This window comes from Mycobacterium sp. AZCC_0083 (assembly GCF_014202335.1).
Taxonomy (GTDB): domain Bacteria; phylum Actinomycetota; class Actinomycetes; order Mycobacteriales; family Mycobacteriaceae; genus Mycobacterium.
Genome location: NZ_JACHGP010000004.1, coordinates 459969 through 474241 on the forward strand (window position 1 = coordinate 459969; position 14273 = coordinate 474241).

At 66.2% G+C, this 14273-nt stretch carries 21 protein-coding genes; 17 read left to right on the top strand and 4 right to left on the bottom strand.

Going from position 1 to position 14273, the window contains the following annotated elements:
• Positions 1-40: 40 nt before the first annotated feature.
• The 5 genes from HNP02_RS12605 (at position 41) to HNP02_RS12625 (ending at position 3868) form a co-directional block, all read left to right on the top strand.
• Positions 41-919, top strand: a complete 879-nt coding sequence (locus HNP02_RS12605) for an alpha/beta fold hydrolase (RefSeq protein WP_184438702.1) — start codon at positions 41-43, stop codon at positions 917-919.
• A 32-nt stretch (positions 920-951) separates the two neighbouring features.
• Positions 952-1488 (top strand): cysteine hydrolase family protein, encoded by a 537-nt coding sequence (locus HNP02_RS12610; RefSeq protein WP_184438705.1) that lies wholly within the window; start codon positions 952-954, stop codon positions 1486-1488.
• 53 nt (positions 1489-1541) lie between these two features.
• Positions 1542-2558, top strand: a complete 1017-nt coding sequence (locus HNP02_RS12615; RefSeq protein WP_184438974.1) for a DNA topoisomerase IB — start codon at positions 1542-1544, stop codon at positions 2556-2558.
• 126 nt (positions 2559-2684) lie between these two features.
• Entirely contained in the window at positions 2685-2918 is a 234-nt protein-coding gene (locus HNP02_RS12620) for a CsbD family protein (RefSeq protein WP_184438707.1), read from the top strand.
• Positions 2919-2974: 56 nt separating this feature from the next.
• Positions 2975-3868, top strand: coding sequence for a mechanosensitive ion channel family protein (locus HNP02_RS12625; protein ID WP_184438709.1), 894 nt, complete (start codon positions 2975-2977; stop codon positions 3866-3868).
• An 8-nt stretch (positions 3869-3876) separates the two neighbouring features.
• On the opposite strand, the gene HNP02_RS12630 is transcribed toward HNP02_RS12625, so the two are convergent.
• Positions 3877-4548, bottom strand: coding sequence for an HAD family hydrolase (locus HNP02_RS12630; RefSeq protein WP_184438976.1), 672 nt, complete (start codon positions 4546-4548; stop codon positions 3877-3879).
• Positions 4548-4919 (bottom strand): hypothetical protein, encoded by a 372-nt coding sequence (locus HNP02_RS12635; protein ID WP_255506445.1) that lies wholly within the window; start codon positions 4917-4919, stop codon positions 4548-4550. The genes HNP02_RS12630 and HNP02_RS12635 overlap by 1 nt, the downstream gene beginning before the upstream one ends.
• 107 nt (positions 4920-5026) lie before the next feature.
• Between HNP02_RS12635 and HNP02_RS12640 the strand changes: the two genes are divergently transcribed.
• From HNP02_RS12640 to HNP02_RS12650, 3 genes are read left to right on the top strand one after another with little or no spacing between them, the layout of a single operon-like run.
• On the top strand, positions 5027-5956 hold the full coding sequence (locus HNP02_RS12640; RefSeq protein ID WP_255506446.1) for a CHAD domain-containing protein: 930 nt from the start codon (positions 5027-5029) through the stop codon (positions 5954-5956).
• On the top strand, positions 5953-6498 hold the full coding sequence (locus HNP02_RS12645; protein WP_184438713.1) for a type 1 glutamine amidotransferase domain-containing protein: 546 nt from the start codon (positions 5953-5955) through the stop codon (positions 6496-6498). Before HNP02_RS12640 ends, HNP02_RS12645 begins: the two co-directional genes overlap by 4 nt.
• A gap of 11 nt (positions 6499-6509) precedes the next feature.
• A complete protein-coding gene (locus tag HNP02_RS12650; protein ID WP_184438715.1) occupies positions 6510-6878 on the top strand; it encodes a hypothetical protein in 369 nt (122 codons plus the stop codon).
• Here HNP02_RS12650 and HNP02_RS12655 read toward each other — a convergent pair.
• Entirely contained in the window at positions 6875-7048 is a 174-nt protein-coding gene (locus HNP02_RS12655; protein WP_184438717.1) for a hypothetical protein, read from the bottom strand. The two genes, HNP02_RS12650 and HNP02_RS12655, sit on opposite strands and share 4 nt — an antisense overlap.
• Positions 7049-7207: 159 nt before the next feature.
• Between HNP02_RS12655 and HNP02_RS12660 the strand changes: the two genes are divergently transcribed.
• The 4 genes from HNP02_RS12660 to HNP02_RS12675 are packed head-to-tail and all read left to right on the top strand — an operon-like array spanning position 7208 to position 10282.
• Positions 7208-7948 carry a glycosyltransferase family 2 protein gene (locus HNP02_RS12660; protein ID WP_255506447.1) on the top strand — a complete coding sequence of 247 codons (741 nt, stop codon included), beginning with the start codon at positions 7208-7210 and terminating at the stop codon, positions 7946-7948.
• Positions 7945-8886, top strand: coding sequence for an acyl-CoA dehydrogenase (locus HNP02_RS42670; protein WP_184438719.1), 942 nt, complete (start codon positions 7945-7947; stop codon positions 8884-8886). Before HNP02_RS12660 ends, HNP02_RS42670 begins: the two co-directional genes overlap by 4 nt.
• Entirely contained in the window at positions 8883-9650 is a 768-nt protein-coding gene (locus tag HNP02_RS12670) for a PIG-L deacetylase family protein (protein ID WP_184438721.1), read from the top strand. Before HNP02_RS42670 ends, HNP02_RS12670 begins: the two co-directional genes overlap by 4 nt.
• Positions 9650-10282: an SAM-dependent methyltransferase gene (locus HNP02_RS12675; protein WP_184438723.1), complete on the top strand. Its 633-nt coding sequence runs from the start codon at positions 9650-9652 to the stop codon at positions 10280-10282. The genes HNP02_RS12670 and HNP02_RS12675 overlap by 1 nt, the downstream gene beginning before the upstream one ends.
• Here the strand turns inward: HNP02_RS12675 and HNP02_RS12680 are convergent.
• Positions 10279-10707, bottom strand: a complete 429-nt coding sequence (locus HNP02_RS12680) for an STAS domain-containing protein (RefSeq protein WP_184438725.1) — start codon at positions 10705-10707, stop codon at positions 10279-10281. The genes HNP02_RS12675 and HNP02_RS12680 overlap by 4 nt on opposite strands.
• Before the next feature lie 259 nt (positions 10708-10966).
• On the opposite strand from HNP02_RS12680, the gene HNP02_RS12685 reads away from it, so the two are divergent.
• The 5 genes from HNP02_RS12685 (at position 10967) to HNP02_RS12705 (ending at position 14272) form a co-directional block, all read left to right on the top strand.
• Positions 10967-11467 (top strand): DUF6328 family protein, encoded by a 501-nt coding sequence (locus tag HNP02_RS12685; protein WP_184438727.1) that lies wholly within the window; start codon positions 10967-10969, stop codon positions 11465-11467.
• Between the two features lie 87 nt (positions 11468-11554).
• Positions 11555-12019 (top strand): hypothetical protein, encoded by a 465-nt coding sequence (locus tag HNP02_RS12690; RefSeq protein WP_184438729.1) that lies wholly within the window; start codon positions 11555-11557, stop codon positions 12017-12019.
• 132 nt (positions 12020-12151) lie between these two features.
• Positions 12152-12394, top strand: coding sequence for a hypothetical protein (locus HNP02_RS12695; RefSeq protein ID WP_184438731.1), 243 nt, complete (start codon positions 12152-12154; stop codon positions 12392-12394).
• Positions 12395-12455: 61 nt separating this feature from the next.
• Positions 12456-13454 carry a GNAT family N-acetyltransferase gene (locus HNP02_RS12700; protein WP_184438733.1) on the top strand — a complete coding sequence of 333 codons (999 nt, stop codon included), beginning with the start codon at positions 12456-12458 and terminating at the stop codon, positions 13452-13454.
• On the top strand, positions 13454-14272 hold the full coding sequence (locus tag HNP02_RS12705; protein ID WP_184438735.1) for a shikimate 5-dehydrogenase: 819 nt from the start codon (positions 13454-13456) through the stop codon (positions 14270-14272). Before HNP02_RS12700 ends, HNP02_RS12705 begins: the two co-directional genes overlap by 1 nt.
• Position 14273 lies beyond the last annotated feature (1 nt).

A 14273-nucleotide genomic window follows, 5' to 3' on the forward strand; every position in this document is an offset into this window, starting at 1 on the left:
CCCGCCGGTAGTCTCGGTGGTGGGGAAAAGGGAGGCACACGTGACCGATCCCAAGTTCATCGACATCCACGGCGAAAGGTTCGCAGTCCGCGACGAGGGTGAGGGCGAGGCGCTGCTGCTGATCCACGGCATGGCGGGAAGCTCGCAGACGTGGCGTGACATCCAGCCGCAGCTGGCCAAGAAGTACCGCGTCATCGCTCCCGACCTGCTGGGACACGGCCAGTCGTCGAAGCCACGGACCGACTACTCGTTGGGCGCCTTCGCGGTGGGCCTGCGCGACCTGCTCGACGAACTGGGGGTCGAATCGGCGACGATCGTCGGCCACTCCTTGGGTGGCGGCATCGCGATGCAGTTCCTGTATCAGCATCCCGACTACTGTCGCCGTCTCGTCCTGATCAGCAGCGGCGGTCTCGGCCCGGACGTCGGCTGGATCCTGCGCTTGCTCGCCGCGCCCGGCGCCGAACTGGTCATGCCGGTGATCGCACCGGCGCCGGTGCTGCGGGCAGGAAACTCCGTGCGGGGCTGGCTGAGTTCGTTGGGACTGCGGTCGCCGCGTGGCGCGGAGATCTGGAACGCCTACTCGTCGTTCTCGGATCGGGAGACCCGGGACGCATTCCTGCGCACGCTGCGCTCGGTGGTCGACTACCGGGGGCAATCGGTGAGCGCGCTCAACCGGTTGAATCTCCGCGCCGATCTGCCCACCCTGGCCATCTGGGGCGAGGAGGACGCCATCATCCCGGTCGACCACGCCTACTCGGCTCTCGAGGCGCGGCCGGACTGCCGCGTCGAGGTGCTCCCCGACGTCGGGCACTTCGCGCACGTCGAGGCGCCCTCTGAGGTGGTCGGCCTGATCGACGACTTCATGACGACGACTGCCGCTGCCGGTAGCCGCGCGGTCGCTCCGGGCCACCTGCAGTAGTTTGGTCCCCGCACGGCGGGTATCCGTGCCAGGTGAGTGCCACTGCCGTACTGGTGATCGACATGCTGAACACCTACGACCATCCCGACGCCGAGGCGCTCGCCGCGAGCGTTGCTGACGTCCTCGATTCGGTAACGCAATTGATCTCAACGGCTCGCGAGCGCGACGACGTCGAACTCATCTACGTCAACGACAATCGCGGTGATTTCAGCGCGGGCCGGGACGAACTCGTCCAGTCCGCCATGCACGGCGAGCGCCCCGACCTCGTCGAGCCGATCGTGCCTGGCGCCGACGCCACGTTCCTGACCAAGGTCCGCCACAGTGCGTTCTACGCCACGCCACTGGACTACCTCCTGGGCCGGCTCGAGACCGAGCGCATCGTCCTGGCTGGCCAGGTCACCGAGCAGTGCATCCTCTACAGCGCACTGGACGGCTACATCCGACACCTCGAAGTCGTCGTGCCGCCCAACGCCGTGGCGCACATCTTCCCCGAGATGGGCGAGGCCGCGCTGCAGATGATGCAGCGCAACATGGGTGCCGACCTCATACCGGCGGAGGAATGCCTGTGACAGCGGGCGTTTACTGGGTACTAGTCACCCATGAGTGAGAAGTGATGGCTGCCATGCGACTTCGCCAAAGCGTGCTCTCCGGGCCCGGCATCGCGCGTAAGCGCCGCGGCAAGGGCTTCTCGTACTACGGACCCGACGGTGAGACTCTGCATGACGACGCCGCGCTGCAACGCATCAAGGAGTTGGTGATCCCGCCCGCGTGGAAGAAGGTGTGGATCTGTCCATACCCCAACGGGCACATTCAAGCCGTCGGTACCGATGTCGCGGGTCGTCGCCAGTACCTGTATCACCAGAGGTGGCAGGAAGATCGGGCCGAGGAGAAGTTCGACCGCGTCCTGGCGATGTCGAAGCGGCTGCCCGAGTGGCGAAGCCGCGTGGCCGCCGATCTGCGCGGGCGCGGTATGCGGCGGGAACGCGTGCTGGCGTTGGCTCTGCATCTGGTGGACCTCGGCTACTTCCGGTCCGGTGGCGAGCAGTACGCCGAGGAGAACGAGTCCCACGGCCTGGCAACGCTGTTGTGTGACCACATCACGTTGCGCGGCGACGTGGTCGCGTTCGACTATCCCGCCAAGAGCGGGGTGCGCCGCAGCCTGGACGTCGAAGACCCCGAAGTGGCGCGGGCGGTGCGGTCATTGCTGCGCAGGCCCGACCGCACCGAGCGATTCCTGGTGTGCCGCGACGGAAGCGGCTGGGTCGACGTGCATGCCGACGACCTCAATGAGCGCTTCAAGGAACTCATGGGCGAGGACTACAGCGTGAAGGACCTCCGCACCTGGCACGGCACGGTGCTGGCCGCCGAGGCCTTCGTCGACGCCGACCCACCGGAGTCGAAGGCAGTGGTGAAGCGGGTGGAATCGGCGGTGATGAAGGAGGTCGCCGAGGCGCTCGGCAACACCCCCGCCGTGGCCCGCGGTTCGTACGTGGATCCGCGCGTGATCACCGGATATGAGAGCAACCTCACGATCGCCGCCGCATCGAGGCGCGCGGCACGTCGCCGAAACGTCGACGTGCGCCAAGCGATCCTGGACAAGGCCACCCGAACGCTCATTCAACGCGTCGCCAACAGCTGATTCCCGATCACCCAAGACCCGGTGACCCGACCGGAGTGGAGCGGTGGTGTTTCGGAGCGGCCATCGTCGGGAAGCCCACTGACGGACCCGGAGAGACTGGGTGCTTACCGACGAAGGGAGCGATGCATGGCTCAGCGCAACGGAGTCGAAGAGGCCGTCGAAGGCGTCGTCGAAGGCGTCAAGGGCAAGGCAAAGGAGGTCATCGGCAAGGTGACCGATCGCGAGGACCTTCACCGCGAGGGTCAGGCCCAACAGGACAAGGCAGACGCGCAGCGCGACGCAGCGAAGAAGGAAGCGGAGGCCGAAAGTGCCCGCAAGGCCGCCAAGGTGAACGAGTCACGCCAGGCCGCCGAGCAGTAGGGCGATGCGGAGGCCCGGCTCAACGACGAGCCGGGCCTTCCTCTGCGTGAAAACCCATGGTGAACACAATCATTGCCTTCCCGGTCGGCGAGACCTGGAACCACGTCTGGACATCACAATTCGGTCATTGGATCGCCACGAAGGGCCTTCACATCCTCTTGGTGGTGGCCGGTGCATGGATCGCGACGCGGGTGATCCGCTCGGTCGCCGACAAGATCAGCCGGCGGCTGGCCGTCGAAACCGATTCGGAGGTGCGCTCCGAGTCCGTCAAACATCGCCAAGCCGTCGCCTCCGTGATCTCATCGGTAGCAGTCGCGGTGCTCTACATCGTGGTCGCCGTCGACATCGTCAACACACTCGGCCTACCCGTCGGATCGCTGGTGGCCCCCGCGGCCGTATTGGGTGCGGCTCTCGGTTTCGGCGCCCAACGCATCGTCCAGGATCTGTTGAGCGGGTTCTTCATCATCACCGAAAAGCAGTACGGCTTCGGTGATCTGGTTCAGCTCACCATCACAGGCTCCTCGGTCGACGCGCGTGGCACGGTCGAGGACGTCACGCTGCGCGTGACGAAGCTTCGCACCAGCGACGGCGAGATGTACACGGTACCCAACGGGCAGATCGTGAAAGCGCTGAACTTGTCCAAGGATTGGGCGCGGGCCGTCATCGACATCCCGGTGCCCGCATCGGCCGACCTCAACCGGGTCAACGAGGTACTTCGCGACGTGTCTGCCAACGCGATGAAGGACGACACCCTGCCGGCTCTGTTGCTCGACGAGCCGTCGATGATGGGTGTCGAGAGCATCGGCGTTGACACCATCAAGCTTCAGATGGTGGCCCGGACCCTCCCGGGTAAGCAGTTCGACGTCGGCAGGCGACTGCGCGTACTGGTGGTCTCTGAATTGCGCCACGCCGGAATCGCCAGTGGCGCACCGACGGTCGGTGTTGGCTGACGGATTTCTCAGGCTTCTGACATCGCCAGCCGGCCGATCCGCGTGTCGCCGAGGTGCTCGGCAAGGTCGCGGGGATCATCGAAGACGGCGGTCGCGCCTGCGTGCTCGAGTTCGGCCTTGGAGATCCCGCCGCTGCGCAAGCAGTGGCATTCCATGCCCGCACGTGCTGCAGCCTCGACGTCCCACACGCTGTCACCGACGAACACCGCGTGATCGGGCCCGACACCGGCACGGTCGAGTGCCACGCGCACGATGTCCGGGTTGGGTTTCGCCGTCTCGACGTCGCCGGAAGACGTGACTGCGGAGACGATGTCATCGCGGCCGAGAACCTCTCGGAGAATGGATAATTCGTCCTCGGGGGCCGATGTCGCCAGTATCACCTGCAGACCCATCTCGGCGACGGCCTCCAGCAGGGCCCACGCTCCTGGCAGTGGCCGCAGCAGGTCGACCGTCTGCCCGTAGAACCGGGAGTGGAGATCCTTCAAGCGTTCGGGATCATCGACCTCGCCCGACCCCAACTCGTCGACGAGTGAGGATCCGTCCATCCCGATGCATCGGTGGATCCGCCACGATTCCACATGCAGTCCCACCTCGGTGAATGCGCGCTGCCAGGCGTGAACGTGGAGGTAGTTCGAATCCACCAGGGTGCCGTCGATGTCGAACAGTACTGCGGGTGACATCACCGGCGGAACGTCAGAGCGAGAATCGCGAACGCGACCACCAGGAGCGTCCAGGCAATGGCGGGCACCACGAACCCCCGCGCGCGGCGGGCGGTGAAGAACGACAGCGCGATCGCTGCCACGGCCACGAAGGGCGTTCCGTACATGATGAGCCCGAACACGAACTCACTTGGCCCCTCCTGGGCGCAGGCCCCACCGGTGCACGCTGCGGTGCTCAACACCTGCAGGTAGGAGTACGCGACGACGGCCCCGGCGCCTGGGACGGTCAGTAGCGCAAGAATCCAATTGACGACCGCGCGCTTGGTGCGTGGCTTCGTGCCGACCCCGTCGTCACCGGCGCGCTCTTCCTGACGGACGTCTGCTGCGGACATAACCGCCTCCCAGAATCGATACGGAAACTCGTTACGGCATACCCGGCGGAGGGTTGGGGAAAACCGTGGCAATGTTTGATCGGTTTGACGTAGGGAATTCGACCGTCATGGCCGTCACACTTCAACGCGAGCGCAGTTCGCGGCCCACCCACGAGCTCTCGCTGCACGAGCTCGATGGCGCGGTGACATCTGAAAGGGCGCACTCGTCACCTGCGCGGCGCGCCGTAACCGAGTATCTGAACGCACAGATCGACCGCATCGACGCGGGTGACACGGGACTGCGCACGGGCTCCGACCCGATTCACGACACCAGGGTGGCGATCCGCAGGCTACGCAGCACGTTGCGGGTATTCGCGAAGCTATTCGACCGCGCCGCCGCGACCGAGCTGGAATCAGAGCTGAAGTGGTTCGCGGCTGCGCTCGGCGACGTCCGGGATTGCCAGGTGCAGCGCAAACGGTTCGGCGCGGCCATTGATCGGCTTCCCGAAGAACTGGTCCTTGGACCCGTCCGGGCTGATATCCGCATCACCCTGCGCGGCATCGAACGGCCCGCTCGCAGTCGCGTGACGGACGCAATGAATTCCGAACGCTATCTGGCCATGATGGCCGCGCTGCGAGGTTGGCGCACCGAACCACCATTGAAGGAGGGGTTTGGTGTCGATGATCTCCGCAAGTACTTCAAGAAAGCGCGTCACAAGGCGGACCGGCGTCTGACCGCCGCCGTAGACGGCGATGATGACGCCCTGCTGCACGCGGCCCGCAAGGCAGCGAAGCGTGCCAGGTACGCGGGCGAGCTGTGCGGCGCCGTGCACCCGCCCGCTCGTCGGAAGGCCAAGGCGTACAAGAAGGTTCAAGGTCTTCTTGGCGATCACCAAGACACCGTGGTGGCAAGGGACGTGCTGCGCCGCATGGCGGCTGGAACCGGGCCGTCTCAAGGGCAGAACGGTTTCACCTATGGCCTGCTGTACGCACGCGAGCAGCAGATCGCTGCAGAAACCCGATTGAAGGCAACCAAGTTGGCGAAAGGACGCTCATGAGCAACGTATTGGAAGGCAAGCGAATTGCGATCCTGGCGACGGACGGGGTCGAGCGACGCGAACTCGAGGAACCGGTCGAGGCCGTCCTTCAGGCCGGCGGTGACACCGAGCTGTTGTCGCTCGAGTTGGGCACCATCGACGCACGTGACCATGACCTCCTTCCGGCTGGCGAGTTTCGCGGGGACCGGGAGGTCGGTGACGCCGCTGTCGACGAATTCGACGGGCTGGTGATTCCCGGCGGCACCGTCAACGCCGACAAGCTTCGGCTCGATCGGTCGGCGGTCGCGTTCGTCCACGATTTCGTCGAATCGGGCAAGCCCGTCGGCTTGATTTGCCACGGGCCGTCGACGCTCATCGAAGCAGGCGTGGTCGAGGGTAGAACGCTGACGTCGTATCCGAGCCTGCGTACCGACCTGCGCAACGCCGGCGCCCATCCGGTCGACGAGGAGGTCGTCGTCGACGGCAATCTGATATCCAGCCGATCCCCGGACGACCTGCCCGCGTTCTGCAGGGCGATCGTGGGCCGATTCGGAAGCGTTTAGGAGGGAAGGCAATGTCCGTCACTGCATTTCAGGATCTACCGGTGACCGATCGGGACCGCGAGTGGGATGGCGCGGAAGCCGAGAAGCGTGTCCGGAAATGGGCGAAGGCCACCGACGAGCCCAACGAGAAGTACCGCGATGCGCACGTCTTCTACGACGGTGACGCGAAGCGGAATTTCACGGCGTACAAACTGCTGATCGCCGACGTGGTGAACGGGCGGTTGGTGGCGGTGCCGCGCGGCGTGATGGCCGCTGGTGCGGTCATGCAGGGTTCACGTGGTGGGGTCGACGTGCCGAAGGGCGACGTCGACCGGATCAAGAGCCACCTGGCGAAGTACTACCGCAAGATGGACGACACGCCGCCATGGGAGGCGGACTAACGGCGGTGGCGTCCGCGCGTCTCGGCACCGGTCTCGCCGGCGTCGAAATCGTCGTCGGGTGCCGCGCGGCCCACATAGGAGCCGTCCTCGTCTTCGTGTGCGCGTGAGCCGGCGACGTGCGGATCTGCTTCGACGTCCGACTCGGCCTCGTAGCTGTTGCGGTCTGACATGTCGCGCCTCCTGTGCCTCGTGGTGGTCGTGCATACCCGGATCCCGACCGAGCGAACCGCTGCGAGTGGGACCAAGTTGGCCGCTCCGACGCCGTTTCCGCCCACTACATGTGGGGTATCGACACGTGTACTGGCGCGCCGGCGACTCACCGGCTCACGATGAACGGGAGTGTGGCCGAAGTGGTGATGACGTTCGAGCGAGCCGTCGTGGTGATCCCCGCGCACAACGAGTCCGTCAACCTTCCTGACACTCTCAAGTCCGTGGTGACGGCGGCAGCCTGCTTATCGATGACGGTTTCGACCGTCGTGGTGCTCGACAGTTGTGACGATGCGAGCATCGACCTGGCGGGCCGTTTCGGCAGCGACGTGCACTTCATCGAGGTCGACGTCCGCAACGTCGGGGCTTCGCGTGCTGCGGGCTTCAGCTACGCGCGGTCGACGGCTGGCGTGGACTGCACCGACGAATCGCGCACCTGGTACGCCACGACGGATGCCGACAGCATGGTCGATCCGGACTGGCTGATTCGACAGACCGCGTCCCGCGCCGACATGGTCCTTGGTGTCGTCCGCATCGTCAACTGGCACCACCTGCCCACCGCCGCGGTGCGCCGGTACCTGTCGGCATACCGATCGAAGCGTCGCCGAGACGGACACGGTCACGTCCACGGCGCCAACATGGGCTTCCGGGCCCAAGCCTATTGGCGGGTAGGTGGATTCGCCGCGCTCCAAACCGGTGAAGACGTCGACCTGGTCCGCCGGTTCGACGAGCACGGCTACCACATCGACCGGGACGAACGGCTGTCGGTCACGACGTCGGCTCGGCAGAAGGGCAAGGCCCCAATGGGATTCGCCGCACATCTGCGCGGGATCGGTTTGAACTCGGAACGGGAACCCGCATGACCCCCGAACTGGTGTGGCGCTGGCTCGAATCGGGTGAACTGGATCTGCCTGCACCCGGATCAGGGCAGACGGCGCGCAGATGGTTGAAGCTCGCAGCGCTGACCGAGCGCGACGTCGTCGCGGGCCGGCTGGCCGAGGCCCACACGGACGCAACGGCAATCCTGGCGGAACTCGGCGGCCCCGCACCGGCGGCCGGCCAACTGTGGGGCGTGTGGGCCGCGGAGTCGGATGAGGCGGTCGTCACCGTGACCGAGGACGGCGGCGCTGCCGTTCTGGACGGCACCAAGCCGTGGTGTTCGGGTGCCGGTCTGTGTACGCACGCCTTGATCACCGCGCGCCGTGCCGACAACGTGCGAGGGCTCTACGCCGTCGAGCTGAGTCAACCGCAGGTGATACCGCTGACCCACAGTTGGCGCAACGCAGGCATGCGCGGCAGCGACACCCGATCGGTTCAGCTGTGCAATGCGGCTGCGGTGCCCGTGGGCCGGCCTGGCGAATATCTCGACCGGGCCGGGTTCTGGCACGGCGCGATGGCCGTGGCCGCCTGCTGGCTCGGCGGCGCCCGCGGCGTCGCAGGGCCGCTGTACCGTGCGATCGCCGACGAGCACAACAGTGCTTCGGGGGACGTGCACGCCCATGCCCACCTCGGGGCGATCGACGCGGCGCTCGCGGCCGGCGAGGCGATGCTGTTGTCGGCTGCCTGTTACGTCGACGCCGAACCGCACGGCGACCGGGCAGAATTGATGGCCCGGCGGGTCCGCGCCGTGGTCGAGCACGCCGCCGACGAGGTGATCACGCGCACCGGGCGTGCACTGGGCCCCAAGACGCTCGCGCTCGACGGCGAACACGCGCAACGCGTCGCCGATCTCACGCTGTACGTACGGCAGAGCCACGCCGAGCGCGACCTCGCCGTCCTTGGCCGGCTGGCGGCGAAGTGACGTCGGTGTCTGCAGGCAACGGTTCGCGCTTCGCCGCAAGGCCGATCGCCGCAGGAGGCACGCCGACCGATGAATGGGTCGGCTGGCGGCGTCCGTTCCCCGAACTGGACCTCCACGACTGCCCAGCGCTGGTGCTGGTGGCACCCCACCCGGACGACGAGACGCTCGGCTTTGGTGCGACCGCCGCCATGCTTCGGTCGCGTGGCGTCGACGTTCAGGTGGTGTCGGCGAGCGACGGCGGCGGTGCCGTTCCAGGGCTGTCCCGCGTGGAGCGGGCGTGGCTGGAGGGTGCTCGTCGCGCCGAATTGCACCGTGCCACTGAGATCTTGGGTCTCAAGGCTCCCATCTGCCTCGAGCTTCCGGACGGCGAACTGAGCGATCACGAGGCGGAGCTGACAGACCACCTCGCCGGACTGCTCGCAGCCAGGCCGAAGGGCATGTGGTGTGCCGCGACGTGGCAGGGAGACGGACACCCCGACCACGAAGCGGTTGGGCGGGCGAGCGCCGCGGCGGCGGAACGTACCGGAGCGGCGCTGCTCGAGTATCCGGTGTGGATGTGGCACTGGGCGGCGCCGGACGATGACGACGTGCCATGGCAGCGCATGTCGCGGGTGCGGCTCGACCTTGCCGCAATCGCACGTAAACAACGTGCCACCAAGGTGTTTCGCACACAGCTGACACCGGGTCGATCCGAGACGGATGCAGTCCTGCCGCCATTCGTGGTGCGACGCCTGCTTGCCGTGGGAGAGGTGGTGTTCCGCTGATGCGGAGGGTGCCCGACGACTACTTCGACGCCATGTACGCGAAGTCGCGCGATCCGTGGCAGCTCGCGGGGCGTTGGTACGAGCAGCGCAAGTACGCGATGACGATGGCGATGTTGCCGCGTCCTCGTTACCACCATGCGTACGAGCCGGGCTGTTCGGTGGGCGTGCTCACCGAACTGCTGACCGCCAGGTGCGATCACGTCACGGCCACCGACGTCGCGGCGACGGCCCTCGAGGCGACGGCCGAGCGACTGATGCGTGGCGGGCATGCCGATCGGGTGACGCTCGACCGGCGTTCACTCGATTCGGGCTGGCCGACAGACGATTTCGACCTCGTCGTCCTCTCCGAGGTGGCGTACTACTTCGATGCGGAGAGCCTGCGCGCAGTCCTGGACCGGGAATGCCCGCGCCTCGCCACGGGAGCGACGCTGATCGCGGCGCATTGGCGCCATCCCGTCGAGGACTATCCGCTGACGGGCGATGAGGCGAACTTCGTGATCGCCGGCACCACTGGTCTGCAGGCGGTGGCGCACTATTCGGACGACGACGTCGTCATCGACGTGTACGCCAACGGCGAGGCGCAGTCGGTCGCCACCCGCACCGGCGTCCCGGGAGTCGCCGACCTGGCTTAGGTCCGCAGAATCATCCTCAGATGGCTACGCGGCCCCCGCGCGACGGCCGCAACCGCCGCCTCCAGGGTGGTGGCGACGGGCAGGCCGCCGCGAGGATCGCAGATTCGCAACAGCCGGTCCACGTCGCGACCAGGGATGACCACCCAGTTCACGCCGCTTCCCGAGCAGGTGACGTTGATCTTGTGCAGCGTGGAGAAGCCCTGGGTACCGAAGAACCGTAAATCACGTAGGTCGACGACCAACCTGGTCGATGCATTGAGGCTGCGCTCCACGTACTCGGCGAGCTCGTGGGCATTGCAGGCGTCGACCTCACCCTCGGCCGCAACCATCACCGTCGACGCGCTGACGAAGCAGCTGGTGAAGTTGGCCCGTTCGCGGGGAAAGCGGGGTGTCGACCTGGGGGCAGAAGTCGGAGCGATTGACATGGTGAACTCCATCAGTCGTACTGAGGATCACGTCGAGGTCGTGGGCTCTGTTCCCTGAAAGCCGCCGCCCAGAATTTTCGCCAGGGCGTTGATGACGTCTCCCGCGGCTGTGAACTCAACCTCAGACAACCTTAGTACGAACTCGGGGGCGCGACAATGACGATTAGATCGACATAACAATTGCTGGTCAGTGGGTTTGTCGCGGGTGAGTAAAGGGAATCTGCGGTACCGGGAGCTAACGGGAGTAGATGATCGAGCCGTGGACGTCGACCGTCCCCAGGACGACCAGCAGTGGGATCAGTCTGCTCGTTCGGAGACCGAAACCGAACGGCTGGACCGCAATTGGTCCAGCCTCCTGCAGGAACTGCGGGTGGTGCAGACCGGTGTGCAGTTGCTGACGGGTTTTCTGCTCACGCTGCCCTTTCAGCAGCGTTTCGACGTTTTGGACCACGACATGCGCATGGTCTACCTCGCGACGGTCGCGTGCTCGGTGGCGTCGACGGTGCTCCTGATCGCTCCGGTCGGGATGCACCGTGTGCTGTTCAGGCAGCGCCGTCTCGGTTCTCTGGTGTCGGCCGCGCACCGGACGGCGTATGCGGGGTTGCTGTTGTTGGGGCTGGTCATGGTGGGGACGACGGTGGTCATCTTCGACGCCGTGGCCGGACGGACCGCCGCGATGGTCGCCGGCGCGACGGCGCTGGTGGCGTTCGGAGCGTTCTGGGTGGCCGTGCCGGTATGGATGCGCGTTTCTCGGCGTTGAAGCAGGGGTACCTCTAGCGCATCGGAAGACAGTGGTCACCGCCATGGACGCCTAGACCGGCGGTGATCGCGGAAAGCGAGAGCCACCATGGGCTCCAAGCATCTGAGGCAGGAACCGCAGGACCTCCAGTTCAAGCGCGTCTTCGTCGTGGTGATTGTGGCCGTCGTGTTCGCCGCTGTCGTGTCGGCGGCGGTCGTGTACTTCCTCGGTTCATCGGTGCCCTACGGTCAAGGCAGGCCCGACGCTGCACCCGCGCCACAGCCGGTGAGCCAACAGGGCACTCTGGTGGCCGTGACGCCGGACTCCCTCACGGCGCGTAGCTCGGACGGGTTCGCGCGTACCTACCAGATCGATGCCCAGACCGCCGCGATCACCGATGGCGGAAGCCGAGTCGGCAGTGCGGGTTCGTCTTTCGTGGTGAATGACGAGGTCTCGATCCTTGCGGTGATCCGTGACGGCAAGGCGATTGCGACGACCGTCGCAGGCCGGGCCGTGTCCGACCTGAGTGGACCTCCCATGGACGACGTTGCTGCGCTGCCTGCGACACCCTGAGCTGACCACATCGCACGTCAAGACTCCGAAATTAAATCTGCCGAAGCGGAATAGATGCGGCCCGGCACTCGCTGTAACTCGCAGGCTTATTTAGCAAAGGTAAGGATTTAGCGAAGGTAAGGAGTTCCGACTGTGAGTGCTAGAAGCATCAAGCCGTTCGCCGTCATCGGCGCAGGAGTTGCGATCGCCGGAGCCGCCTTGGTGGGGGCAATCTTGCAGGGACCGTCGGATTCGGGTCCCATGGCCGGAGAGATGAGTACCGGGGTGACCATCACCGCGACCACCCCGGCGAGCGCAGCGCCGGTCCCCGTGGCGCAACCCAGCATCAAGGGCCCCGCGCCCTTGCCCAAGGAGGAGCAGGGACTTCCCGGTTAGTCGTTCTGCCGGGTAGTCCTTGATGATTGCCTGTCCCGGGGCTACGCCGTAGCCTCGGGACGTGGCGGGATCCACTGCGGTCAGCGCCGAGGAACTGGCTGGCCTTGAATTCTTTGCGGGCTGTACCGTCGAATCGCTGGGTCCGCTTGCAATTCATCTGCGCACGCTGAACGCGGCGCCGGGAGAGGTTCTGCTTCGCCAGGGCGAGCAGGCCGTCTCCTTTCTGTTGATCGGCTCCGGTCACGCCAAGGTCGAACACGTCGGAGACGGCGGTGAAGTCAGCGTCGTGGAGGTCGGGCCGGGTCTGATCGTCGGCGAGATCGCGCTGCTGCGCGCCGCGCCGCGCAACGCCACGGTGACGGCCATCGACGGGCTTTCGGGCTGGATCGGCGGGCGGGAAGCCTTCGCCGCGATGCTCGACGCGCCCTGCATGCTGAACAAACTGCTGCGCACGGCGCGCCAGCGGCTGGTCACCTACCTCACGCCGCTTCGGGTGCGCCTGCGCGACGAGACGGAGTTGTATCTGCGTCCCGTGTTGCCCGGTGACAATGAGCGCACGGTGCACGGGCCGGTGCTGTTCTCCAGCGAGACGTTCTACCGCCGGTTTCAGACCACCCGTACTCCGACGGCGTCGCTGATGACCTACCTGTTCGAGGTCGACTACGTCGACCACTTCGTGTGGGTGATGACCGAGGGTGTCGACGGACTGGTGGTCGCCGACGCGCGCTTCGTCCGCGACGTGGCGGATCCGACCGTCGCCGAGGTGGCATTCATCGTCGGCGACGACTACCAGGGCCGGGGTGTCGGGACGTTCTTGATGGATGCGTTGGCCGTCGCGGCGCGCGGCGATGGGATAAATCGCTTCACCGCGCGGGTGTTGTCGGAGAATTACTCCATGCGCAAGATCCTCGACCGGTACGGAGCTGAGTGGCACCGCGATGAGCAGGGCATCGTGACCACCGAAATCGACGTGCCCCCGCTCCGCGAGCTGACGATCGGCCCGAAGTTCTATCGGAAGATCAGCTCGCTTGCGCGCCAAACCCTCAGGGCTGTCGGTTGATGCGCCCGCAGCTATCCAAGGACACCCGGCTGTGCATGTCGCTGGCGGCCAGGCCGTCGAACATCGGCACGCGGTTCCACAACCACCTCTACGACGTGCTCGGCCTCGACTTCATCTACAAGGCGTTCACCACCACCGACATCGGCGCGGCCATCGGTGGCGTGCGTGCGCTGGGCATTCGTGGCTGCTCGGTGTCGATGCCGTTCAAGGAGGACGTCATCGCGCTCGTCGACGAGGTCGAGCAGTCGGCCCGCGCCATCAACTCGGTGAACACCATCGTCAACGATGACGGCTACCTGACTGCGTCGAACACCGATTACCTTGCGGTGCAACGGCTCATCGACGAACACGGCCTCGACCCCGCAGGGACGGTGCTGATCCGCGGCAGTGGAGGGATGGCCAGCGCGGTCGGCGCCGCATTCCGCGACCACGGATTCCGGTCAGGGACCGTCGTCGCGCGCAACGAGAACGCCGGCCGTGCGCTCGCCGACCGACTCGACTACGACTACGCGCCGGAGGTCGGCACCCGCTCTGCCTCGGTGATCGTCAACGTCACGCCCCTGGGGATGGCGGGGGCACCCGAGGCGGTCGAGCAAGCCTTCGACGATCGGGCAATCGCCAACGCGCGCACGGTATTCGACGTCGTGGCGCTGCCGTCGGAGACGCCGCTGATCACTGCGGCCCGCGCTGCGGGCGTCCCCGTCATCACCGGTGCCGAGGTCATCGCATTGCAGGCCGCCGAGCAGTTCGAGCGCTACACCGGCGTGCGGCCGACGGCCGAGCAAATCGCGGAGGCGTCGGCGATCTCGCGGGCCTGAA